Raw genomic sequence first — 23,302 nt, 5'->3', positions numbered from 1 at the left:
GGCAAATATTGCAAAGATTTTTTTGAAAAAACTGCTGATGAGGACTGATTTCACACGAAGAACAATCCAATATCCGAGTAGACATTTCCTGCTATAAATTCTATCCTTTTCTATTGTAAGAAAGCGAAATAATGGTATAATAAAATCATGATGAACACGATAATTGGATTAATACTAGCATACTTACTTGGCTCTATTCCGACTGGACTTTGGATTGGGCAAATTTTCTTTAAAAAGAACCTGAGAGAATACGGCAGCGGCAATACCGGAACGACCAATACTTTCCGTATTTTGGGAAAGACGGCTGGGACGGCTACTTTTGCTATTGACTTTCTCAAAGGAACTGCAGCGACCCTGCTGCCGCTTTTCCTGCATATTGAAGGGATTTCACCACTGATTTTTGGCCTCTTGGCCGTGATTGGCCATACCTTTCCAATCTTTGCTGGCTTCAAGGGCGGCAAAGCCGTGGCGACTAGTGCAGGAGTTGTTCTGGGCTTCTCACCCGCTTTCTTTGTCTATCTGATATTGGTCTTTGTGACAACCCTCTATCTGGGAAGTATGATTTCCCTCGCTAGTGTGATTTCTGCAAGCGTGGCTATCCTGTCTGTCTTGATTTTTCCTGCTTTAGGCTTTATCCTACCTAGCTATGATTTCCTCTTTACCCTGATTATCATTCTCTTAGCAGCTATTATCATCCTTCGTCATCGCGACAATATCCAGCGGATCCGAAATAAAACTGAAAACCTAATCCCTTGGGGCATCAACCTGACCAAGCAAAATCCAAAAAAATGAGAGTGGGACAGAAATCGGTAATTCGTTAGAATTCGATTTCGTCGTCCCACCTCCGCACAGTTGAGTAGGACTGTAAATGCTGATGAAATCAGCGTAGTATAGCCCACTCAACCACTGCGTCTTGCTCGACAATCCAAAAAAACAATTGAGAGGCTAGGACTTTTGTCCCAGCCTCATTTTTTTAATCTTTTTGAGTTTTTTTCAGACCTGCTGCACCCAGCATTCCGAATACCAAGCCAAACATAGAAAGAAGGAAAGGATTCTTGCTTCCTGTTTTCGGGAGAGTGCCTTGTTTGCTTGCTACTTCTGTCGGACGAACCTGTGCTGGAGCTTGATAAGTCGCCTTATTTGCTGCTGGCTGAGCTGTATTTGGCTTCTCAACAGAAGGTTGTTCTTGTGGTTTTGTCTCAGGCACAACCGGATGATTAGGCTGGCTCGGAACCACTGGATTGCTTGGTCTTGTTGGAACTGTTGGATTAGTTGGGTTGGTAGGATTTGCTGGGTTAGTCGGATTGGTTGGGTTTGCTGGATTGCTTTGTCCAGGCTTAGAAGCGGCATCTTTTGGATCAGTGCCCTGCTGAATTTCCTCGATATCTGTGTAACCATCTCCATCTGTATCCTTGCTAGCAGACATAGAAATCGTGCGAGAATTTGGATTGATTGCTGCATAAGCTGTCAAATCTGCACTTTCCAGATATTCTGCAAAGGCCACGTCCATAGATGGCCCTTCCTCACGCGCACCACCTAGCATGGTATAACCATCACCACCAGCTGCTAGGAAATCATTGGTTGTCAGGTAATAGGTTTTAGCCAAGTCAAGGGCTTCATAAGCACCTGTTTCTTTATTTTTGATTTCAATGCGAAGGATCCGTTTCTCTGCTGGCAGAGTTGTGTCATAGTAAACTTTAGCACCAGAAACTTGCAAGAAACCGCCGCTTGGCTCTAGCAATGGTTGGCCGTTTTCATCCAAGACAGGTTTTCCATCTTTTTCTTGCAGGATTGAGCCCAAAGATTTGGCAAACATGTCTGCGATATTCTGACCTGTTACCTTGATTTGAGAAATGGTATTTCCAAAAGGCAATACAGCGATGACACTTCCCTTTGTGATGGGCTTGTCTTTGGCAATGGTTTCCCGTAGGCCGCCACCGTTGGTCACAGCCAAGTCTGTTTTGTTGGCAAAGCCTGTTTGGCCGTATTTGTAAAGGGCATCTGCTACCACATTTCCCAGATTGGTTTCTCGAACGCGGACATTTTCACGGTCCCCGTTAAGCTCCACAGGACTCTTGGCAACAATTACCTTGGCATTTTCTGCATCGTATTTTTCCTTGATCTTCTTGACCATCTCTGCTACAACTGGATCTGGACTAGCTTTTTTAGCTGTTGCAGCTGGGATTTGCTGAGGATCACCCAGAAGTTGGTTGGCCTTGAAAGTAACTTTACCGATATTGTGCAAATAGCTACCAGTCTGATTGTAGGTCACATTTTCACCGTAAGTAGTGGACTCTACTGTGTGAGAATGGCCATCAATCACTGTAACGCGCTTGCCCTTCAGCTTAGCATTTTTAGAAAGAGCTTCAGCCAAGGTAGAACCGCGCCATTCAACCGGTGTCGTAGTATCCACACCCAAGTGAGCCAGAACGACATAGTTTTTATAAGTCTTGCCTTCAGCTGCTGCACGCGCTTCAACTTCGTCAATCACCCGATTAACCTCTGTGATTGGATCCGCGAAAGTCACACCTTGAATATTTTTGGGGTGAGTTTTTGTGGCTGTCTCAGGAGTGGTGACCCCGATCACGACAAATTCATCACCTTCTACATTTTTATCCTTGTCCACAATAGTTGATGCTTGGAACACACGGGCATTGTTGGCATAAGTATTAGCACTGAGAAGTGGGAAATTAAGGATTTCTTTATATTTTTTAGCCTCATCCAAACCAAAGTCAAATTCATGGTTTCCGACCGCCATAGCATCATAGCCGATTTCATTGAGGATCTTCGCGCGTTCTTCCCCTTTGGAGCTATTAGAAATTGGTAGGCCTTGGAAAGCATCTCCTGCATCTACGACTAGCGTTTGAGGATTTTTCGCACGTTCTTCCTTGATAACCGTTGCAAGTTTGGCATCTCCGATAACACCTTTTTCTTCGACGATACGACCGTGCACATCGTTTGTATGAAGAATGGTAGCTTCAGGCAAGCTTGCGTCAGACGCTCCTGATACATCTTGAGCATTAGCTGCGATGGCCGCATTGACGCTAGCTTCATCGGCAGAAACTCCACCTGCTTGTGCCAAATCCGTTTCAGCCGGTTTTTGAGCTGGTTCGTTCACATTTGCCACAGCAGTTGCTGGCTGAACCTCATCCGCAGCAACTTGATGGTCCAAAAAGGCAGGTGCCAACAGAACCGTAGACAAAACAGGTAAAATAAGATGCTTCTTTTTCATAAATAAAAGCTCCAGTCTATGTTTTTTCTACTATTATACTGTTTTTATTGTAAAAAGGGAATGCCCTTTCAAAGAATCTTTCTTCTTAATACGAAAAACGTTCCAAAATAACATGGAACGTTGAGTTTATATGAATGTCTGCTAGGCTTGGAAGACGATTTCCCCATCGCAGATGGTATATTTGACTTGGCCTTTCAGCTCTTCGCCAACAAAAGGTGAATTGGCTGCCTTGGAGGCAAAATGGTCGGAAACCAGACGGTCAGCTTTAGGATCAAAAATAGTAATGTCAGCTGGGCCTTCTTCGGCTAGAAAACCAGCATCAAAACCATACAACTGAGCCGGATTGATTGTCATTTTTTCCAAAAGTTCCATCAAGCTCAGATGACCAGCCTCAACTAGGTAGGTCAGTCCCAGAGAAAGCGAAGTTTCAAGACCAGTCATGCCAGAAGGCGCTTTAGTGATGTCTTCAACATTTTTCTCGTCAGCATGATGTGGAGCATGGTCAGTCGCAATGACAGAAATGACACCAGACTTGAGCCCTTCGATAACGGCCAGACGGTCCGATTCTAAGCGCAGAGGCGGATTCATCTTAGCATTGCTGCCCTTGGTCAATAGCAGAGCTTCTGTCTTAGAGAAGTGCTGAGGTGCTGCTTCAGCGGTGACTTGAGCACCTAGCTTCTGAGCGAATTCCACTACCTTTACACTCTCAGCCTTGGACAAATGCTGGATATGCACATGAGCCTTGGCATCATAAGCAATCATGACATCGCGGGCAATCATACTGTATTCTGCCACACCTGTCGCGCCGCAGATATGAAAATGCTCTTTGGCGATATGCTCATTGAAACCGAGGATGCCGTTGAGATTTGGGTCTTCCTCGTGCAAGCTGATAAAGGTGTTATTTTTACGCGCTTCTACGAGCGCTTGACGGACAATGCCAGCGTTGATCAGCGGAATACCGTCATCAGAAAAACCTACTGCACCAGCTGCCAAAAGACCTTGAAAATCTGTCAGATGCTGCCCATCAAAATTCTCTGTGATCGTTGCGACCGACTTGATATGGATATTTTCACGACTGGCCGACTCCAACACTTCCTTCAGCGTTTCAACTGTAGAGATGGTCGGATTGGTATTGGCCATCATAACAACCGTTGTAAAACCGCCCGCTGCCGCTGCCAAGGCTCCTGTGTGAATGTCTTCTTTATGAGTCTGGCCCGGCTCCCGGAAGTGAACGTGAATGTCGACCAGACCGGGGGCAACGACCAAACCACTAGCATCTAGGACTTGGGCATCGGCCGCTTCCAGATTTTGGCCGATTTTGACAATTTTCTTGCCCTCCACCAGCACATCGCACACTTGATCCAGACCAGACTTAGGATCCATTACACGGCCATTCTTGATTAGTAGCATTTTCTATCTCCTTTATTCGTAAAAATCGACCTGCGTGTCGAGCAGTTTATCACCATCATAAACAAATTTGGCTGAAAAGAAGGGCTTATCCTCCAGCAGCCATTCAACAAAGGTATGATCACCTTCCCAAGTCGGCTTTGAAAGAACCTGATCGTAAGGCACCCATTCCAGCGTCCCTTCATTGCAGTCAATCAGTTCCCCCTCAAACTCCGTCACCTTGAAAACATAGGTGTACCAGTCCAAATTGGGAGTAAACTCCGGAAAAGTGATGATGCCCTTGAGGACAGGCTTGGCCTTTAGGCCCGTCTCCTCTAGAATCTCGCGCGCAGCGCATTCCTGCGGGGTTTCTCCTCGCTCTAACTTACCACCGACTCCAATCCATTTCCCAGCATGAACATCATTTGGCTTTTTGTTGCGGTGCAGCATGAGAAATTCACGCCCATTATCAATATAACAAATCGTTGCTAACTGAACCATACTACCTCCTATGCTAACCAATCGATTGGTTCCAAGCCCTTAGTCACCAAGAAATCATTGGTCCGTGAAAAGGGTTTGCTGCCAAAGAAGCCACGGTAGGCAGACAGCGGACTTGGGTGAGCCGACTCGATAATCAAATGTTGCGAATTGCTTATCAAGGCTTTTTTCTTGCGGGCGTAAGATCCCCAGAGGATAAAGACAACTGGATCCGACTTTGCATTGACGACCTTGATAATCGCATCTGTAAAAGGCTCCCAGATTAAGCCGGCATGGGCATTAGCCTGACCAGCAGGCACTGTCAGACCGGCATTGAGCAAGAGAACACCTTGCTGAGCCCAGGAAGTCAAATCATGTGATTCTTTCACTCCGATATCATCCGCCAGTTCTTTGAGAATATTCTGCAAAGAAGGCGGAGCTGGAATGTCATCAGGCACCGAAAAACTTAAGCCTTGTGCCTGTCTCGGTCCGTGGTAGGGATCCTGCCCCAAAATAACCACCTTAACATCCGCTAAATCTGTCGTCTGAATCGCATTAAACACCTTTTCCCGTGGTGGGTAAATGGTTCCCGAAGCATACACTTCGTCTAAAAAATGATTGATTTTTGCAAAATAACCTTCTGGCAGCTGCTCCTTAATCAAAGCGTGCCAAGCTGAATGCTGCATACATGTCTCCTTTTTATTTTACTTTCCATACTTACGGGCAACTAAGCTGACAAGTCTAGTTAGACCTTCTTTTACCAAAATTTCATGCGAGTCAAGTCTAGCGGATATTGAGTCAAGCCTACAGCAGATAAAATCAAAATCTGTGGCAAAAACTGAATCAGATAACGCGTCTTGCCTCCTTCGAAAATTTGCAGAAAGAGGAGACCACCGAAAACTGCCAAGATCAAGAAATTCAAGGAATCATTTGGTCGGTATTTCCAAAGGGCAAAGACCAGCCCCAAAGCCATGACAATCCAAACTGCCTGCTTGAGCAGCGAATAAAATCGAAAACTATCCTTATCAGAATTGAGGAAAAAGTCACGGATAAACTGGGCGAATGCATTGTCTTTTGTGAACTCATAAAGCGGTGAAATATAAGGTGTCTTTTCATTTTCAACACTGCGATAGAGCCAACCCAAGTTTCCTTCAGCAACCGTCAAAGAGTGTTTATAATATAAGTGCTGTAGAAAGGTCAGCGGAGTGTATTCTTTCAGACGACGCTTGATTTCTTTGATAACATTTTCTCTGGCAAACATGCCATTATTGTAGTCAGCCCGCTTGTCGGGTTCCACATATTGCAAAAGCCCTTCCTTCATGTCTTCCTGATCGTGACCGATATTGGTTAGGCCCAGATTGATGAAAAGCAGTGGCCCTTTGGCCAGTCCTTGGCCTTGGATAATCGGCACTTCAGTCTGGTGAGCCAGACTATAATGAAGCGGAAGATAGCCTGCTGAAAAACTTAGGCCAAAGACCGCAGCAGTCAAGAAAAACTTTTTCCAGTTCTGTCTCAAAAACAAAACTCCAAAAACAGCAATCAACAGAATCATCACTGTCGGACGAATCAAAAAGGCAAGACTGGTCAAAATCCCTAATAAAAAGCTCCTAGAAATGATTTGGCGACTATTCCCCTTATTTTCCAACAAACTCAGAGCCAGAAAAATCTGTAGACTAATCAAAGGCAAGGGAGGAATGTCCGTGTACATAGACATGTAGTAAGGCGAAAATCCGACCAAGGTCACATAAAGACTAAAAACCGCATCGGCTGTAGCCTGCGAAAAATACTGTTGACAGCCTTTGTAGAGGATCCAAGACGCAATATTGACGTAAAAAAGATTGAGTCCCTGCATAATCCAAAGAGCTGCTTCGCCAAAGAGATTAAAGAAGAAACGCTCATAGAGAAAGAGGGGCAGATTATTGGGATTGCGCGTCAGGTAGCTGGAAATAGAGGACTCCTTCAGGTACTTGAAAGCCCCTGTGAAAACAACCGCTGCGTCCCGTCGAATCAAAAGCTCAGCCGATAAGAGCATGATGAGCTGAAAAAGGAGAGCTACAAAGACAATTGCCAGCTTGTGCCTCATGAGAAAATGATAAGACTTTTTAAGCTGAAACCGATAGCGATTCGCTAAGATCGCCAAGACTCCAAACAAAATCAGAGCCAAGCTACTCAACTGCGACACATGAAAAATAGCTGTAAACAGCCAATGAAGACTCAATACCAGCATGATTTTTTGTAGAATCAAAAAAGTGATATGATAAATCTTAGACATGGCTTTATTATAACAAAATCAGGCACTTTTTGCTATTTTAAAAAGTGAGCAGAGACCAAGTAAATCCTAAAAAGGAGACAGGAACATGCTAGTCCCGCCTCCTCGTACCTTCTTAATTTTGCCAGTTTTCTTGATCGTCTTTGAACTTCTTCAGCAAAGTCAATCCTTCTGCATTGATATAGCCTTCTTGCTCAGCCAAGTGGATAAGTTCTGTGTAGTTTGATAAAGTCACCAACTTCACGCCTGCATCCGCAAAGTTCTTATCTGCTTTTGGTAATTCGTAGGTGAAAATGGCTGCGGCACCGATTACATCTGCTCCTTCACGCTTGGCTGCCGCAATAGCATCCAAAACAGAGCCGCCAGTGGAAATCAAATCTTCAATCACAACCATCTTTTGACCAGGAGCCACTCGACCTTCAATCTGATTGCCCGCCCCGTGATCTTTGGGTTTACTGCGGATATAAGCAAAAGGCAGATTCATCTTGTCGGCAATGATAGCACCGTGAGGAATACCCGCCGTTGCTGTCCCCGCAATCACTTCCACATCAGGAAATTCTGCACGAATCTTTTCGACAAAGCCATTTTCAATCAAAGTTCTAGTCTCTGGATAAGCCAAAGTCACTCGATTATCGGTATAAATCGGTGATTTAATCCCAGAAGCCCAAGTAAAAGGCTCCTCTGGTTTCAAGTAAACCGCTTTGATTTTCAACAAGTCACGTGCAATATCGTTGGCTAAAGTCATTTTTTACTCCTTATACATCTGTTATTCGTTTCATTTAAAATTCTTACTTAGCTATTCCACTGTTTCTTAATCTCGTGATAGGCATCCCAAGGATTCTCAGCCTGAATAATCGGGCGACCAACTACAATATAATTACTACCAATTTGGTGGGCTTCCTGCGGTGTCATGACCCGCTTTTGGTCACCGATTTCAGCACCGGCCGGCCGGATACCCGGTGTCACGCAAAGAAAATCGTCCGCCGTAGCTGCCTTGATGAGTTCAACTTCCAAAGCTGAGCAAACAACCCCATCCAGCCCAGCTTCCTTGGCCTTGCGGGCATAATTAACAACCGACTCCTGCACAGTTGTTTGGATATTTTGGCAGTCGCGCATATCTTCTTCACTGGTCGAAGTCAACTGGGTCACCGCTACTAGCTTCGCATTGTCACCGAGGACCTTTTTAGCCTCTCTCATCATCTCAACGCCGCCAGCCGCATGAACCGTCACCATGTCAACCCCAAATGTTCCCAAAACAGACATAGCTGAACGCACGGTATTAGGGATGTCGTGCAATTTCAAATCGAGGAAAATACTATGTCCCAAGCCTTTCAGATAATGCACAATTTCTGGACCAATAGCATAAAAGAATTCCATGCCAATTTTGACGTACAGTTTTTCATCTTCAGGAAAATGCTCCAGAAAGTTTTTGACATCATCAAAAGATGGAAAGTCTAGGGCGATAATAGGACGTTCTTCACGCATGCAGTTCTTCTCCTTGCTTGTTACTTACTATAAAGATGATTACAATCATAGAAAAAACCTTGCCCGAGAGCAAGGTTACACGAAAATGTGGCAGAATCTACCATTTTAAACGTATGCGCCTTAGAGCCTCTCTGGACTTCTTTAAAGGTTTTATCTTAAACATTCTATAATTTACTGGGAAGTTTGTCAAGAGAAAATAGAGCTTAAAGCAAATTTTCTCTGACTTCTTTTCTCAAGCTTTCTAGGCTTTCAATGCCGTATTTATCCATGACTTGCGGCAAGTTCTCTATAATGTTGGGACAGGCATACGGGTCAGTAAAATTCGCCGTTCCGACGCCGATGGCCGATGCACCAGCGATAAACATCTCCAGCGCTGCCTCTGCCGAGTCAACTCCCCCCATGCCGATGATTGGCAGTTTGGTGAACTGCGCGACCTGACGAATCAGCTTGAGCGCCACAGGAAAGACAGCTGGACCAGACATGCCACCAGTTCCATTGGCAATGATTGGCCGCTTCGTTTTCAAGTCGAAACGCATTCCCACTAAGGTATTGATCATGGTCAGACCGCTCGCGCCCGCATCTTCTGCCGCCTTGGCCACTTGGGTAATGTCTGCTACGCTGGGGGTTAATTTGACATAGACTGGGACTTGAGAGGCAGCAACTGCTGCTTTTACCGCTTCATAGGCTAGCTCAGGGACTTGCCCGATTAAAAGCCCCGCATTGCCATGGTCCACATTGGGGCAGGAAATATTGAGCTCAATCGCTTTGACATTGGGAGCTTGGGAGATTTTTCCAGATACATAAGCATATTCTTCATTGGAGAAACCAGCCACATTGGCAATAATCGGCAAGTCTGGATAGTGCTGAGCCAGCCAAGGAAGTTTTTCAGCCAAAACGGCATCAACCCCTGGATTTTGAAGACCGATAGCATTGAGCATGCCAGCTGGCGTTTCAGCCACACGGGGTGTTGGATTGCCAAAGCGGGGATGTTGCGTCGTCGCCTTGATCATGATAGAGCCCAGTAGATCCAAATCATAGTATTTGGCATATTCCTGACCAAAACCAAAACAGCCTGAAGCTGGAATGATTGGATTTTTCAGCTCTAATCCTGGCAGAGAAATTTTCAAACGATTTTCAGTCATTTCCTTATCCTCCTAAAGCACGATGGTCCCAGTTTCAAAAACTGGACCGTCTTCGCAAACCCGCTTATTGACCGCTTCATCCTGACCTGCTACATGAACGACGCAGGCATAGCAGGCACCCATACCACAAGCCATCCGAGACTCCATCGATAGATAGGCATGGGGATGATCATGAAATGTCCGATCCACATACTGGAGCATACCGGGCGCCCCACAAGAATAGACTGCATCAAACTCTTCTGTCAACTCGTCGACAATGGTTGATACATAGCCTTTTTGACCATAACTGCCATCATCTGTAGTGATAAACAACTGACTGCACTCACGAAATTCTTCTTCCAAAATAACCGCAGATTGATTAGCAAAGCCTAACACTGCTGTAACCTGGGCCCCCTTAGCATGCAGTTCTTTAGCCGTTTGTAAGAGAGGAGGCACACCGATACCACCACCAATGATCAAGATCTTATCGCCCTTTTCTACCGGAGACAAATCAAAGCCATTCCCCTGAGGCCCCATGACATCAAGATAGCTACCAACAGAAAGCTGAGAGAAAATGGCCGTCCCGCCACCTTCGACCCGATAAATAATCCGGCAGATACCTTGCTCTCGGTCAATCTCCGATATAGAAATCGGACGCCGCAGCAGCTTGCTATCATCTGGCACTCGGATATGCAGGAATTGCCCGACCTGCATCTGGCTCACCATCTGGCCTTTCAGGCGCATCGAAAAAATCTGAGGCGCAATTTCTACTTGCTCCAGCAGCTCCATCTGCTCCAGCATAATCTTGCCAAATCTCTTTTTACAACTATCACTAACCATGACAACCTCACTTTCTACAAGAAAAAACCTCGCCGCAGCAAGGTTTTGCAAAAAACGAGGCAGTCAAATTGCCCCTTATACCGTTTTTCCTACCTTGCAGCCTCACTGGACTTGATTAAAGGTTAAATTGTAAACATTATATCGTTAGCGATAAGGATTGTCAAGACATAAAAATATTAGACTTTTCATGTCTCCGACTTATCACAGCCTTACCAGTCCTTGTCAAATTCACTATTTGCACTTGCCAGATAAAAACTACCATCTTCCTGCCGCTTGAAAATCAAAGTTACTGAATCATATTTTCGTTCTATATTTCGAAAGTTTCTATAATTGGCCCGTAGTGATAAGGGGCTATCGCTCATGCCACTTCCATAAATATTAAGTTCTGAAGGAAGTCCAAAACGCTCAACAACCTCTTGATAAGTCATCCCACCTTTGCCATACTGGCTATCACCTATTTTTAATGTATCCATATCTTCTGGCTTCCACTTAAAGACAAATTCGTCTTTCGTCGCTGAAGGATAGTTACTGTCATCTAAATATACTGCACTTTTACTTATCAAATAATAGTTCTTGCCATTCGAATCTGGGTCATAAAAAACCAAACTGATTTCCTGAGGATGTCCAGATGAGCCGTATCTCGGAACATCTATAATTCTTGTCTTATAAGTTAGTGTCAATCCTTTTGTAGCAAAACTCACAGCTGAACCCTTACCGTATTTCGCAATGACCTCTTCTAAAGTTGGACTATTAGTCCCCCCATTTTCCACCTTGAGCTCTACAAAATTATCCAATGTCCAATTAAAAGCAAACTTATCTTCATCTTCCTCAACAATTTTCTGTTTCAGTTCCTTTTGTTCTTGGGTCAATTTTGATTCATCATCATCTTGCAGACTAGCCGAGCTGTCTCCACTAACTGATGAGGATTTATCGTCATATTTGTACTTCAATTCAGCTTTATTAGGAACCTGTTGCGATAAATAATAGAAGCCAAAGAACAAAGCAAAAGAGATTGCCAAACAAAGAAGGGTAAAAGCCAAGCTAATTCTTCTTTTCTCCTCCTTCATCGTCATCATTCTGAGCTCTTCTCGTTTTAGCTTTTGTTGACGATAAAGGTCTCTTTTGATCTCTCTAAACGAATGAAGATCACGTTTTTTCTTGCTACTCCTCCTCATTTTCCTCCTCTTTCTTATCGATTTAGTTTACTCACTTTCTTTAGACACCAAACGCCATCTATCATCTCCTTGCTTGTAGAATTCTAAATGAACTCTTTTCAATTGTTCTGGATTTTGCCAAGAATCTGGATTAACATAATCAACCCGCATCTTCAGTTGATTGTCGTCTCCAGAAATCGTCTGATATAGAGGTAAGCCGACTTTTAAAACAATCTCATCATATGGTGTACCTTTAGCTGTTCCTTCTCTAGCACCAATAACAAGACTATCGATGTATGCCTGCGTCCATAAAAAGGATCTTTTAGGATTGTTATCCACCTGAATTTTATCACTTGAAAGGCTAAAATGGTATTTTGAAATGAGCTTATAGACACCATCAAATTCAGCAAAGGTTAAAGATACATAGCCCATACTACCATTTTTCGATTTCCAGATAAGGCGAATATGTTTTTGAACTTTATGATTTGGCAAAAAATCAATCCAGGCCCCACCTTGAACCGGTTTCCCAAATTCTTTTAACACATCTTCCAAGACGGCTCCGCCCTTGTATTTGTTCATGGGAAGCGCGACTGCCTTTTCAACTGTCCAAAGAAAGGGACCGCTTTTTTCTGGAGAAACGATAAGACTTTTAGCGAATTGTTCTGCTTCAGCTTTCTCATCTTCCAAACTATTTGATGACGAACTAATCTGGCTAGACGGAGTTGGCATCTGCTTGGCTTTGCTTTTTCCTGAAAGAGAAAGTGTCAAAAAAACTGTTCCAATGATAGAAAATACAACAATAGCTACTACCATGAACGGCAAAAACTTAGACTTATGGGTTTCCTTTTCTAGCTCAAAAGCAATATCTTCAAACGAATCTTCTTGTCTCTTCATAACGACTCCTTGTCAGTCTAAAAACTCATCATATCACGAATAGATTGAAATTGCAAAATGGACTTGAATCTGTTTGTATATATTTGAGAAAGTGCCAGACTCTCTGCCATCCACAATATCCTGTCTGCCTGCTTTGGCTACCTAAGGAGGCCATAAGGCCGCCTATCTTTCTCTTCTATCAATATGACTAGAAACTTTCGTCAACCGAAAGGCGCCATCTTCTTGACGATGAAAGATTAAATGAACCCATTCATTATTATATCTTTCATCTGAAGTTAAGTATTTGAGTTCCAAGCCAATATGCTGGCTATCTGCTGCGTCCAAGCGCGAAATAAATACTTCTGATTCTCGAGGCAGACTAAATAATTGAACGATCTCTTCGTAGGACATACCAGTATGGCCTGTGTTCTCGTCACGAACTTGTAAAGCAGCAATATCAGCCTTGGTCCAGAGATAGGGACTATCTCCCTGTGGCAAAGTTGGATAGGCCTCATCAAGAATATTCGCTCTCTTACCAATGAGATGATAGCCTGCTCCATCTTTTTCAAATGTCAACCTTAGACTGCTATGATGACCTTGAATCCCCTCACTGACATAGCTTAATTCAATATTCCCATTGCTCTCAGTATAAAGAAAGCTTGAGGCCTTACCATGCTTTTCAAGGACTTGGTCCAGAGAAGATCCGTTTTGACCAGCAGCGGGATCCTTTATTTGCAGATTGATGATTTCCTCAGTTGTCCATGTAAAACGATGGTTCCCTCTCTCTAAAACGTTCTCTTCTAGCTTAAGCTCCTCTGATGACTTTTGATAAACAGACGAGGACATACTCTTTCGCTCCAAATCCTTATAAACAGCATGAGCTCCCCACGTAAGCATTAGTTTCCCAAGTGCAAGCATGATACAAACTGTCATAAAGACTATAAAAATAGTAATTGGTCCAACTACTGAACGCTTCTTATAGTCAGCATCTTTGGCCATATCTCCCTCCTTATTTCTTTCATTTTAGCACAGGCAAGTTTGGCAAGCAAACATTTGCTAATCTTCCTGATTTGTCAAGAAAAAATCCCCAATTTGTGATAAAATAGACCTATGAGAATTCAACAATTACACTACATTATCAAAATCGTCGAGACAGGTAGCATGAACGAAGCTGCCAAGCAACTTTTTATCACCCAGCCTAGCTTGTCCAACGCTGTGCGGGATTTGGAAAATGAAATGGGCATCGAGATTTTCATTCGCAATCCCAAAGGAATCACCTTGACCAAGGACGGCATGGAGTTTCTTTCCTATGCCCGCCAAGTGGTGGAGCAGACTCAGCTTTTAGAAGAGCGATACAAAAATCCTGTCGCCCACCGCGAGCTTTTTAGCGTCTCTGCCCAGCACTATGCCTTTGTAGTCAATGCCTTTGTCTCATTGCTTAAAAAAAGCGATATGGAGAAATACGAGCTCTTTCTGCGGGAAACTCGGACTTGGGAAATCATTGATGACGTGAAGAACTTTCGCAGCGAGATTGGCGTCCTCTTTCTCAATAGCTACAACCGCGATGTTCTTTCTAAAATGCTGGATGATAGCCATCTGATTGCGACCCACCTCTTCACAGCACAGCCCCATATCTTTGTCAGCAAGTCCAATCCGCTGGCCAAGAAAAAGCTGGTACAACTGTCAGACTTGGAAGATTTCCCTTATCTCAGCTATGACCAAGGTACGCATAACTCCTTCTACTTTTCTGAGGAAATCCTCTCTCAGGAGCACCACAAAAAATCTATCGTGGTCAGCGACCGTGCAACTCTCTTTAACCTCCTGATCGGTCTGGATGGCTACACGATTGCGACCGGTATTCTCAACAGCAACCTCAACGGAGACAATATCGTCTCCATCCCTCTGGATATCGATGATCCAATCGAGCTGGTCTATATCCAGCACGAAAAAGCCAGCCTGTCCAAGATGGGCGAGCGCTTTATCGAGTATCTGATTGAGGAAGTACAGTTTGATAAATAAAGTAAAACACCTAGAAGCAGGCAGCTTACTGCAGGATCTAGGTGTTTTTTCTATTTTTGAAACTTGGTTTCCCTATCAGGTTTATCAGATTGGGGAAGGCGTTAGGGAAGGTTGGGAGTCTATTTAATACAGCTGATTAACTCTCGATTCTTTATATCATAATAATTAAAATATTTCTGATATAAAGAGGCATCTATATCAGAATATGCGGCTATGACCAACTCTTTCAATCCTTTCACTAATTCATCCAATTCCTCTTGCTCCACTGAGATTTCAGCCAGACCATGAGCAACTTTATTTCGTCTGCTATTTAATTCTGTCACTTTTTGAGTACTAGTCACTATCGCACTTCTTCCCTCCAAAAAACTTACAAGATATCTAAACGAATGAATCATTAGGTCGCTTTTTCTACCAAAACTCCCTTTAGGGTTCACTTTTTTAATCTCCTGAGTAATATAATCGCAAATTTCACTAATTTCATTATTATTAAGTGATTCTAAATTCACCTTGAATCCCTTGGAAGTTTTTTTGACATACCTTTCATGCTTTCTAAATAAATAGTTTCCAATAACAAACTCCGCAAAGGATTTTGCCTTGACTAGCACATCAGTCACTTGACCTCTACGATTTAGAATATCAATCATCAGATAATAATTTAACACTTTTTGAAACTCATCTGTGTCATCATATTTCAAATTATCATCAACTGCAAGCTCTTCAAGAACTCTCTGTTTTTGAAAAACACTAATCATGTTTTCTAATACATTTTTTGAACTTTGTTGATCTTGTTCATTGGAAATAATATCGGGATTTGCCTTTAAGATATCTAACGCTGCTTTGTATTCATACTTCAAAATGAAATCTTCATAAGTCCGCTGTAATAAATTGTTTTTTAATTTTTCACCTGTTTCAATTTCTGGTTTACGCCCATCTCTATATTTTGCTCCTTGCTTTTTCAATAAATCATCTAAAACAACTTCTTCAAAATAAGGAGCGCCCTGATTAGACCTATTTGTTTTCTTACCATTTGGAGAATCTACCCGAGCAAGTCTTGTATGATAATCCTTGATAAAATTGATAGCATACATAGCAGCCTGACACTGAGGAGTACCACTCGTCACATTTAAAATATAATCTCCATGTGACATATCTTCTCTGTTAAGAATTTCTTCCACGAATTTATACATTGTATCAAATTCGTGAATCCCTTCTTTTACATGCTCATTCTGTATCACTGGAGATTCTTTTCCATCGTAAACAGCTTGAACAGCTGCTTCAAAGTTTTTCTGCTTTACCTTCATCTCATCACTATATATAACAATAAGCTTGTCAGGCATTTCATCTTTAATAATTACGAGTGCAGGACCATCCGAAATTTCCTGTCGATAACCATCTTGCTCGTAGTTATTAATATCCTCTATAGTCAAGGCTCTTCGAAATTCGTTCGTTTTCTCTCGCCCTGTTTCATCTTTTTTTTTCGAATGTTTAAATTTTACACCAATCGGATCATACTGACTGATAAATGTGATTAATGTCCTCATCTTGTTACTCCTCCATAATCGTAAAACAGGTTCTGCCCATTTCATAGAAATTCTCTGCATTATTAATTAATTCTATTTCACCATCAACGGTTAAAAAAGGCGCCTTTGTCAATTTTAGAGCTCCTCGTCCAGACATTTTTTTATGTCGTTTTTGAACTTCGCCATCCGCTTGCCTAAATACTGTTTTGGTCCAAGCACCGCTACCACCACCTAGATAGAGGGGATAGGATAAATTGTTTTGAATTAAATGATTAGGAAATTTTTTTAGAAAGAAATCTTTATATCCTTCGTAGGCTTCATCTTCTGTCACTCCAAAGTAATATTTTTGTGCATATTCTCCAAGAGAAGCAACGAGCTCACCGGCTCTTCCATCTTTAAAACCTGAAGCAGTAATGATTTCAAATTCCATCTTAGTTCCAGGTCTCAGAGCCTCACGATAGATACTCAGTGAATGCGGCTTTGTATCATCTGGAGTAAAATCCCACTTTTGAACAAGAATTAAATCATCATTTGTCAGAGGCTGACTGTCTGAGACACGAATTTCATTAAAAATATCATCAAAAGGTTTTATTTTTTCATGTCTCTGTCGTCTAGTTGGTCCCCAAGAAATCGCTTTCTTATTTTCAACGATTTTGCCTTTTTTTTCCTGCTTAAAATTCGTTGAGTGCCAATGCGTATTCATCAAAATAGTGCGAATAGCACCTTTAAGAGAGCTACCCGGGATATAAGGGTTACCGTAACAATCTCTCATAAATTGATGAACACCATTGATTTCTCCTGGATCTGTCGTTTCCTGATTTCGGGCTGTATAGCCTCCTTTAGGCTTTTCAAGTCCTGTTGCTTTAAGTCTATAACCCCCAAAATCACGTTTTGTTATGTCATGCTCAGCTAGAAAATCACTTATTCGATTAGTTTTATTATCCGAGTCAATTAAGAATTTTTCAAATTTTTCATCAATTCCTTGTTTGATAAGTTCGTCATAAAGCAGAGTCATATCTGGAAAATAATATTCGTCCCCTTCAAGAATATACTCACGAGCGGTACGAAGCTGACCACTCCCAATATGCACTGGTCCCAATGTACACAGGGTCAACTTAAATTTCCTATATTCTGTCTTCATTTGGATTCCTCCAATATATAAAATAAAGGTTTAGCATAATGCCAGACTGGATGAGGAAACTCATTACTTGGCCTGACATCACAGATTTGACCATTATACGTTTTGGAAAAGGTTGAACCTGCCTTAAAAGTGTAAAGATTCTGCTTACGATAATTAGACTCTATTTTCTCACTAAATGCAAATCCACTTCCCTTTTTCAGTAAGTAACGCCCCTCATTCATTGCTATTTCCAAATCACTATCCACTGGCAAAGAAGTTGTCAAAGTCATGACTTTGCCTGTATGGTTAACAGTTAACTTTTCCAAAAAATCCAGTGGCTGGGCAACAGTTTTATCCAGAGTAAAACCACCGTAACCACTGCTGCGCTTCCCTCCGATTCCACTGAACTGAAGACTTTCCAACAAACGATCCAACAAATCAGATTGATTGGCGATGAAATACAGACTGCTTTTGTCAAAGTGAACTGAAGCAACTTGATAAAGATTTCCATCTTGGAAGGGCTGGTTTTTTGTGTTAACTGATTTTGTAGCCAGATATTCACCGATGATACTATTTCCAGATAGAAAGCAGTCAAAATCCCCCAGCTTAATAAAAGCTAACTTCTTTACTTTTTTAGCTTCTTCCCGCTGTTTGATAATATCTTCACTTCGGTTGACTTTATCTAATAATGGATAGCCGATAGGCTTGGGGAGATAGGGAACTTCATTATAGGGGAAAGCATCAGTCAGCACAAAATCCTCCTGTTGAGATAAAGCTTCAAACTTATCTAAGACCCCCATCTTAATAGCTTCAAGCACTAAGGCGGAGTAAAGACGGGCTGCCGTGAAAGTCATGACCGAATCATCCAAATGACCTTCGCCAAAATGCGCAGACTTAAAATCTAATTTATAGAGTTGATAGGCCATAGCAGACCTCCTTACTTAATATCCGAATCTGGATTCTCTGCACTTTCTCCACCATCGGACTCATCCTTAGTATATGGCTTCAGAGCTTCTATAATCCTATCTTTATCAAATTCACCAAAGACAGTCTTAACCTCAAAGTCTTTAAAACACACTTTACCATAGCCACGACTACCAGAACCGCCTAAGTAATCCCATTCCAACAATTCAAAACCAGCTTTGAGAATTTCCATGTCCTTTTCTACCTCAGTGAGTTCTTTCTCCTGGATAGAATAGATAATCTCAAAAGCAAATTGACTTTCACGAATAGCTCGCTCAACTTGTCGTGGAGTTGCTTCAGCTGTAATGCGATTGATAGTATTTTCAAACTTAACTTCTGTGTAAGTAGATACTCTTTTACCTAGCTCTTCTTTGTTATTTAGAAAGGCATCTCGAAAAACCAAGCGGCCAATTTTACATTTTTTTGCATTCCCGAAGAGACGGCTAATTTCCTCACTATCATTGCTTAATTCATCACTTGTATTGTTATTATAGACTGTTCGATAAAGCAAGCTGCGCATTTTTCCCTTTAAAGTGGAGCCAGGAATATAGGGAAGATTCGTAAGAGGATCTTTGATAATGGGATTATTGGTAGCGCCAATAGCTGCAAAGGCATTACTGGTCCCAATATGAAGTCCGCTTTTCAGCTCAATAATTCCTGAAATTTTTACTTTTGAATAGGTCATTGATCTCTTCCTCCGTTGAATTTAAAATATGCAATCAAAGCTTCCATATACCGACAGAAGCGCTGCAAACTCGGTATATCTTGAATTTCTTTCAACGCTTCTAACAAAGCTGCTTTTTTAACAAAATCTTCTACAGCTGGTTCTCTTCCAGATTGGTAAACAAACTGAATCCTCAAATAGGAAATTTTTTCTCTTAATTCCTCAATATCATTTTTGGTTTTACTTTCGTCAAAAAGATTGCTGGTCAAGGCTGCTAAATTACGAATTTGTGTACTGGTTAATTTGAATTTCATCTTGCCCTTACTTGGTCCTTTTTCGTATTTCCCTGAATTATCCAACTTACGAATAACCTTCTCCGCCTTATCAACATAATCATCCGTCAAAATAGGCGGCTCAAGCTTGAAACAGTTTTGGACATTACTTTGATTACCATATCTATCTTGATTACGATTGTTTTGAAATTTCTTTCCACCGTTATTTCGGTTATTTTTATTTTTTTCGTACGGTGCCATCTTTTTATACCTTTCTAATCTCATATAGATAGTAGATGAGAGCTAACTCTGCTTCTCTCTGTGTTTTACTGCTACTCTTATACCAATTCCAAAAAGCATTTTTGAATTCTCTGAAATGTTCCTTCTCCTCTTTGCTGGCTTCATCTTCCATTCGCGCCAATAGGTAGGCTAAGCGGGCAACATTCATCCTTCTATCATCAGAAGATCCGTGTGACTTATACATTTCTTTGTCATTAAGTTGCAAAAGTTCAACCAAGCGATAGAGAAAATTGATACCCCGCTCCTTCTGACCAGAGAAATATCTCCGAATATCCTTCAATTTCCCTTTGTAAATCTCATTAATAAAGTCATCAAACTTGAAAGTGTACCGTTCATTGAAAAGAGAAATACTATCTTTACCATTGTCTTTGGCGGCCTCTTCAAGTTGTCCAGCATCCAAAGCCATCAGATGAATCGGAGTTTTATCTGGATAAAGCCCGACGCCTGCAGATAAGGTTAACTTCCCATTTGTAAAAGCAATAAATTTCTGCCTAATATCAACCGCAAAATCTATAACATCCTGCCAGCTGCCAATCGCAAATACATCATCACCACCTGCATAGATAATCGTCAAATTCTTATCCTTTGCAAATTGGTTAATGTGAAACTTAAAGAAAAGACTCATCTGCTGAGAAAATACAGCAGAGCGAGCAAGAGTATTATAACTTCCACCTTCCTGCTTAGAAAATCCAGCCATAAAAGCTGCACCTAGATTGTCTACATCCAAACGCAAAACGGCCAGCCGCTTAATTCCCTTAGCTACTCCCTCAGTTCCTTCGATATCTTTTTGAGACAGACCTGCATAGTCTTCAATATTCGCTGCCTGACGGTCTCCTATAAAGACATGAATACCAGCCTTGTTCGTAGAAAATTTATTTTTCACATATAAGCGACCTGAGGTGGAAATATTTGCTTCATCCACAGCCAGCAATACAGTTTCAGGGCCAATTGGCAGTCCTTCTTCTCCCTCTACAATTTGAAAATAATAATAGTCTTCCCTTTCAGGATTTTCAGTATCGTCAAAAGTATGAATTTTAGCAGCAAAACTTCTAAGCTCACGACAAATAGGACAGAGATTTTGCACATCCTCGCCACCTATCCGCAGCATCTCAATCTCCCCAACTGCATGGCAAATTTCACACTCCCGTTCAGACTGTTTACCACCCTTATTGAGCTCTCGCAAAGTAGTTGCATCGTAGCGAGAGATTTTCTTTTCAGAAATCATCCGGCTAGTTTCTTGGTAAATCTCGCGATAGTGTTGTAGATAGCTGGCAACCGAGCCATAACGATATTTCATAATCTGCTCTGCGGCAAATGGTGCCCAACCAAAAGCAACATAGAGACCCGTCTGAAAATGCTTCAGGAGGAAACTGTTAAATTCTATTTCAAATTGCTCCAAAGCTGCCACTGTAGTTTCTGTATTTGGTAAAACGAAATAGGCATGGCCTCCACCGACATAAAGGGCACTAGCGCGTGATAGCGCCAACTTCTCCAAGAGGCTATCCACAATATTCTCACTCATAAATTCCAGATAAAGACTGCGAGCCTTGAGTTGCTTAGCAGCCCCTTTGCTGGCGATATTGTAAATAAAGTCCTGGATGCCAGATAAATCAAAACTAGCTAGTAAGAAAGCAGATTCTGTATAGAGATTCGATGAATCATCTAGCAGAGAATCTTGACCTTGATTTTCCAGATAATCGAAAATCGCAGTAGCAAAAGCAACTGTTAATCTACTATGCTCTGCCAGAGAGAGATCTCCCAGCTCCTTGTCGCCAGGAAGTAGAGGTACTTTCGAAAACAAAATCCGCCAAAGATTGAAAAAGGATGGCAAGTTTTCTTCCTCTAAGGGAAGTTCTTGTAGTTTTTCAGTCAAAATATTCAGTAGTTCCTCATAGCAGTCTTGACTAATATCAACTGCTTCGTGGCTGGCAATATTGAGTTCACTATCATCTGTCAGAACTTCAAATTTCTGATAACGAGAACCCTTGTCCTCTTTGAAAGCATTAAAAATATCTGCTTGAGGGTAGAAAAGTTTATCTGACATAACCTTTCTATCATCTGGTAAACCACTTGCAATACGATCTGCTAAGCTAACGATCTTTCCTGCTCTGCTATCTTCATACAAATCCAGCTGAGGAAGTTGTTTCTTTAACCATGCTTTTCCTAAGTCTATATCATCAGACTGGCCAAGTGAACGACTGACAATACGGCCAAGATTGTGAAACAAGGCACAGTAAATCAAATCAACCTTTTCTTTCTTCAATTCTCATCCCTCCCATTCCTAGGCTACACTTTGTGCCGACTCCGGCATATTCACCGAATCTTAGGAGCATCTGGGCATAAGCTTTGAGCGTGGATGCTCCCTTTATCTGTATCGTCACCCTGCCTTCAAAGGCGGGGTATTTTCGTCCATGAATTGGAAAATAATGACTTTTTAGATGATAGCTGGTGATTTGACTATGGTCTGCTAAAAACTGCAGGGTCTCCTCTTCGATTTCCGCTCTTCCTTCCACCAGTCGACTGTATTTCTGCATCAAACTTTGAAAAATCAGGCGCGTGTCTGGAAATAGCACAAACTGCCCCTGTCGCTTAAAGGTCGTTGGCGTATAAAAATGCACGCGTATCAGGTGGGAAGCATCATCATCTTGGTAAATATCCAGCAAGGTCTGCTGGGACAAGGAGTGGATTTCCACCTTTTTGACAAGGATTTCCTCAGCACAGCTCTCTAGCTTGATGGTTTCCAAGTTTAATAAGGGAGCTAGCATTTGCTGTTCCGCCTCTTCTGAAAGCAAATTGACAACCCATACCGACTCATCACGCGTGGAGCTCAGGTTCATCGAGTAGGGATTGGTCTCCTGCTCATGGAGAAAGGTCGCAAAGTCTGGCGAAATCTGCGCCATCAAAAAGCCCTGAAGCTTACTGACCAATTCTTCGTCTTTTAGTCTTGTCTTTGATAAATGTAACTCTACTTTCTTCACACGGTCTCCTCTCTATACTGCAAAAACGCCCGAAAAAGGCAAAAATATGTTTCACCGATTTCATGGCGCCCTTTAGAACGATTATTATTTACTGAGATTATTATATCAATCTTTGAAAGCGTTGTCAATATTTTTTGAAGTATTAAAAAAAACGAGCTTAAGCAGTCAAGATCCTTCTTTCTTGGCAAACCAAGAATCTGAGGGAAACTAAAAAAGCCCCTATCCACTCTGTCCCCTCTCGAGGATTAGGGGAGGATCTAACGCAAAAGGAGTGATCAAATGCAAAATTTAGAACGTTTCCGTCCCCTCGCGAGGATTAGGGGGGGTCTAACCGTATCATGACAGAAGTACAAGCAACCGTCAACCATAGTTTCCGTCCCCTCGCGAGGATTATGGGGGGTCTAACAAATGGCAATTTATCGGCACGCACTATGATCATCAGTTTCCGTACCCTCTCGAGGATTAGGGGGCTCTAACAGGAAAGGAGTCTGTTATTGGTACTTTAAAGATAAGTTTCCGTCCCCTCGCGAGGATTTGGGGGGTTCTAACATATTATGTATAATCGCGTTATTTTGATCGGTAGGTTTCCGTACCCTCGCGAGGATTGGGGGGTCTAACCTACAAGGCTT

At 42.2% G+C, this 23,302-nt stretch carries 22 protein-coding genes; 3 read left to right on the top strand and 19 right to left on the bottom strand.

The window, feature by feature from the left end:
- Positions 1-147: 147 nt before the first annotated feature.
- On the top strand, positions 148-792 hold the full coding sequence (plsY, locus tag O3644_RS03915) for a glycerol-3-phosphate 1-O-acyltransferase PlsY (protein ID WP_371595109.1): 645 nt from the start codon (positions 148-150) through the stop codon (positions 790-792).
- A gap of 181 nt (positions 793-973) precedes the next feature.
- On the opposite strand, the gene nt5e is transcribed toward plsY, so the two are convergent.
- From nt5e to O3644_RS03855, 12 genes are all read right to left on the bottom strand, one after another.
- On the bottom strand, positions 974-3,232 hold the full coding sequence (nt5e, locus tag O3644_RS03910; protein WP_371595108.1) for a cell surface ecto-5'-nucleotidase Nt5e: 2,259 nt from the start codon (positions 3,230-3,232) through the stop codon (positions 974-976).
- A gap of 141 nt (positions 3,233-3,373) precedes the next feature.
- A complete protein-coding gene (locus O3644_RS03905; RefSeq protein WP_148888027.1) occupies positions 3,374-4,642 on the bottom strand; it encodes a dihydroorotase in 1,269 nt (422 codons plus the stop codon).
- Positions 4,643-4,654: 12 nt separating this feature from the next.
- A complete protein-coding gene (locus O3644_RS03900; protein ID WP_048774629.1) occupies positions 4,655-5,119 on the bottom strand; it encodes an 8-oxo-dGTP diphosphatase in 465 nt (154 codons plus the stop codon).
- A gap of 8 nt (positions 5,120-5,127) precedes the next feature.
- On the bottom strand, positions 5,128-5,781 hold the full coding sequence (locus O3644_RS03895) for a uracil-DNA glycosylase (protein ID WP_148888026.1): 654 nt from the start codon (positions 5,779-5,781) through the stop codon (positions 5,128-5,130).
- Between the two features lie 71 nt (positions 5,782-5,852).
- Positions 5,853-7,367, bottom strand: a complete 1,515-nt coding sequence (locus O3644_RS03890) for a glycosyltransferase family 39 protein (RefSeq protein ID WP_371595107.1) — start codon at positions 7,365-7,367, stop codon at positions 5,853-5,855.
- A 112-nt stretch (positions 7,368-7,479) separates the two neighbouring features.
- Positions 7,480-8,109 carry an orotate phosphoribosyltransferase gene (pyrE, locus tag O3644_RS03885; RefSeq protein ID WP_005589648.1) on the bottom strand — a complete coding sequence of 210 codons (630 nt, stop codon included), beginning with the start codon at positions 8,107-8,109 and terminating at the stop codon, positions 7,480-7,482.
- 47 nt (positions 8,110-8,156) lie between these two features.
- Positions 8,157-8,849, bottom strand: coding sequence for an orotidine-5'-phosphate decarboxylase (gene pyrF / locus O3644_RS03880; protein WP_062006014.1), 693 nt, complete (start codon positions 8,847-8,849; stop codon positions 8,157-8,159).
- A gap of 203 nt (positions 8,850-9,052) precedes the next feature.
- Positions 9,053-9,991 (bottom strand): dihydroorotate dehydrogenase, encoded by a 939-nt coding sequence (locus tag O3644_RS03875; protein ID WP_125388085.1) that lies wholly within the window; start codon positions 9,989-9,991, stop codon positions 9,053-9,055.
- A gap of 12 nt (positions 9,992-10,003) precedes the next feature.
- On the bottom strand, positions 10,004-10,810 hold the full coding sequence (locus O3644_RS03870) for a dihydroorotate dehydrogenase electron transfer subunit (protein WP_223367854.1): 807 nt from the start codon (positions 10,808-10,810) through the stop codon (positions 10,004-10,006).
- A gap of 209 nt (positions 10,811-11,019) precedes the next feature.
- Complete coding sequence (locus O3644_RS03865; RefSeq protein WP_371595106.1) at positions 11,020-11,985, bottom strand: hypothetical protein; 966 nt, start codon at positions 11,983-11,985, stop codon at positions 11,020-11,022.
- Positions 11,986-12,012: 27 nt separating this feature from the next.
- The gene (locus tag O3644_RS03860) at positions 12,013-12,858 is read right to left on the bottom strand and encodes a hypothetical protein (RefSeq protein ID WP_371595105.1); all 846 of its coding nucleotides are present in this window, start codon (positions 12,856-12,858) and stop codon (positions 12,013-12,015) included.
- A gap of 162 nt (positions 12,859-13,020) precedes the next feature.
- Positions 13,021-13,836 carry a hypothetical protein gene (locus tag O3644_RS03855; protein WP_371595104.1) on the bottom strand — a complete coding sequence of 272 codons (816 nt, stop codon included), beginning with the start codon at positions 13,834-13,836 and terminating at the stop codon, positions 13,021-13,023.
- Between the two features lie 111 nt (positions 13,837-13,947).
- Here O3644_RS03855 and O3644_RS03850 point away from each other — a divergent pair, with 111 nt between their 5' ends.
- Both O3644_RS03850 and O3644_RS03845 read left to right on the top strand, forming a co-directional pair.
- A complete protein-coding gene (locus tag O3644_RS03850) occupies positions 13,948-14,856 on the top strand; it encodes a LysR family transcriptional regulator (protein WP_005589634.1) in 909 nt (302 codons plus the stop codon).
- Positions 14,846-14,983, top strand: coding sequence for a hypothetical protein (locus O3644_RS03845; protein ID WP_371595103.1), 138 nt, complete (start codon positions 14,846-14,848; stop codon positions 14,981-14,983). Before O3644_RS03850 ends, O3644_RS03845 begins: the two co-directional genes overlap by 11 nt.
- Here O3644_RS03845 and O3644_RS03840 read toward each other — a convergent pair.
- The 7 genes from O3644_RS03840 to cas6 form a co-directional block, all read right to left on the bottom strand.
- Positions 14,976-16,397 (bottom strand): hypothetical protein, encoded by a 1,422-nt coding sequence (locus O3644_RS03840; protein ID WP_371595102.1) that lies wholly within the window; start codon positions 16,395-16,397, stop codon positions 14,976-14,978. The two genes, O3644_RS03845 and O3644_RS03840, sit on opposite strands and share 8 nt — an antisense overlap.
- Before the next feature lie 4 nt (positions 16,398-16,401).
- On the bottom strand, positions 16,402-17,517 hold the full coding sequence (csm5, locus tag O3644_RS03835; protein WP_371595101.1) for a type III-A CRISPR-associated RAMP protein Csm5: 1,116 nt from the start codon (positions 17,515-17,517) through the stop codon (positions 16,402-16,404).
- Complete coding sequence (csm4, locus tag O3644_RS03830) at positions 17,514-18,422, bottom strand: type III-A CRISPR-associated RAMP protein Csm4 (protein ID WP_062006029.1); 909 nt, start codon at positions 18,420-18,422, stop codon at positions 17,514-17,516. Before csm4 ends, csm5 begins: the two co-directional genes overlap by 4 nt.
- Positions 18,423-18,433: 11 nt before the next feature.
- A complete protein-coding gene (gene csm3, locus O3644_RS03825; protein ID WP_371595100.1) occupies positions 18,434-19,144 on the bottom strand; it encodes a type III-A CRISPR-associated RAMP protein Csm3 in 711 nt (236 codons plus the stop codon).
- Entirely contained in the window at positions 19,141-19,530 is a 390-nt protein-coding gene (gene csm2 / locus O3644_RS03820) for a type III-A CRISPR-associated protein Csm2 (RefSeq protein WP_062006035.1), read from the bottom strand. Before csm2 ends, csm3 begins: the two co-directional genes overlap by 4 nt.
- 130 nt (positions 19,531-19,660) lie before the next feature.
- Positions 19,661-21,958 carry a type III-A CRISPR-associated protein Cas10/Csm1 gene (gene cas10, locus O3644_RS03815; protein ID WP_371595099.1) on the bottom strand — a complete coding sequence of 766 codons (2,298 nt, stop codon included), beginning with the start codon at positions 21,956-21,958 and terminating at the stop codon, positions 19,661-19,663.
- Positions 21,939-22,673, bottom strand: coding sequence for a CRISPR-associated endoribonuclease Cas6 (cas6, locus tag O3644_RS03810; protein ID WP_371595098.1), 735 nt, complete (start codon positions 22,671-22,673; stop codon positions 21,939-21,941). The genes cas10 and cas6 overlap by 20 nt, the downstream gene beginning before the upstream one ends.
- Between the last annotated feature and the right edge of the window lie 629 nt (positions 22,674-23,302).

Origin of the sequence: Streptococcus sp. 27098_8_113 (assembly GCF_041432545.1) — a bacterium.
Classification (GTDB): Bacteria; Bacillota; Bacilli; order Lactobacillales; family Streptococcaceae; genus Streptococcus.
The sequence above is the reverse complement of the archived record's forward strand: the minus strand, read 5'-3'. Positions and strand labels throughout refer to the sequence as shown.

Bases quoted from the DNA above. Each gene is read 5' to 3' on its own strand.
- plsY (WP_371595109.1), top strand. From the start codon at position 148: ATGATGAACACGATAATTGGATTAATACTAGCATACTTACTTGGCTCT.
- nt5e (WP_371595108.1), bottom strand. From the start codon at position 3,232: ATGAAAAAGAAGCATCTTATTTTACCTGTTTTGTCTACGGTTCTGTTG.
- O3644_RS03905 (WP_148888027.1), bottom strand. From the start codon at position 4,642: ATGCTACTAATCAAGAATGGCCGTGTAATGGATCCTAAGTCTGGTCTG.
- O3644_RS03900 (WP_048774629.1), bottom strand. From the start codon at position 5,119: ATGGTTCAGTTAGCAACGATTTGTTATATTGATAATGGGCGTGAATTT.
- O3644_RS03895 (WP_148888026.1), bottom strand. From the start codon at position 5,781: ATGCAGCATTCAGCTTGGCACGCTTTGATTAAGGAGCAGCTGCCAGAA.
- O3644_RS03890 (WP_371595107.1), bottom strand. From the start codon at position 7,367: ATGTCTAAGATTTATCATATCACTTTTTTGATTCTACAAAAAATCATG.
- pyrE (WP_005589648.1), bottom strand. From the start codon at position 8,109: ATGACTTTAGCCAACGATATTGCACGTGACTTGTTGAAAATCAAAGCG.
- pyrF (WP_062006014.1), bottom strand. From the start codon at position 8,849: ATGCGTGAAGAACGTCCTATTATCGCCCTAGACTTTCCATCTTTTGAT.
- O3644_RS03875 (WP_125388085.1), bottom strand. From the start codon at position 9,991: ATGACTGAAAATCGTTTGAAAATTTCTCTGCCAGGATTAGAGCTGAAA.
- O3644_RS03870 (WP_223367854.1), bottom strand. From the start codon at position 10,810: ATGGTTAGTGATAGTTGTAAAAAGAGATTTGGCAAGATTATGCTGGAG.
- O3644_RS03865 (WP_371595106.1), bottom strand. From the start codon at position 11,985: ATGAGGAGGAGTAGCAAGAAAAAACGTGATCTTCATTCGTTTAGAGAG.
- O3644_RS03860 (WP_371595105.1), bottom strand. From the start codon at position 12,858: ATGAAGAGACAAGAAGATTCGTTTGAAGATATTGCTTTTGAGCTAGAA.
- O3644_RS03855 (WP_371595104.1), bottom strand. From the start codon at position 13,836: ATGGCCAAAGATGCTGACTATAAGAAGCGTTCAGTAGTTGGACCAATT.
- O3644_RS03850 (WP_005589634.1), top strand. From the start codon at position 13,948: ATGAGAATTCAACAATTACACTACATTATCAAAATCGTCGAGACAGGT.
- O3644_RS03840 (WP_371595102.1), bottom strand. From the start codon at position 16,397: ATGAGGACATTAATCACATTTATCAGTCAGTATGATCCGATTGGTGTA.
- csm5 (WP_371595101.1), bottom strand. From the start codon at position 17,517: ATGAAGACAGAATATAGGAAATTTAAGTTGACCCTGTGTACATTGGGA.
- csm4 (WP_062006029.1), bottom strand. From the start codon at position 18,422: ATGGCCTATCAACTCTATAAATTAGATTTTAAGTCTGCGCATTTTGGC.
- csm3 (WP_371595100.1), bottom strand. From the start codon at position 19,144: ATGACCTATTCAAAAGTAAAAATTTCAGGAATTATTGAGCTGAAAAGC.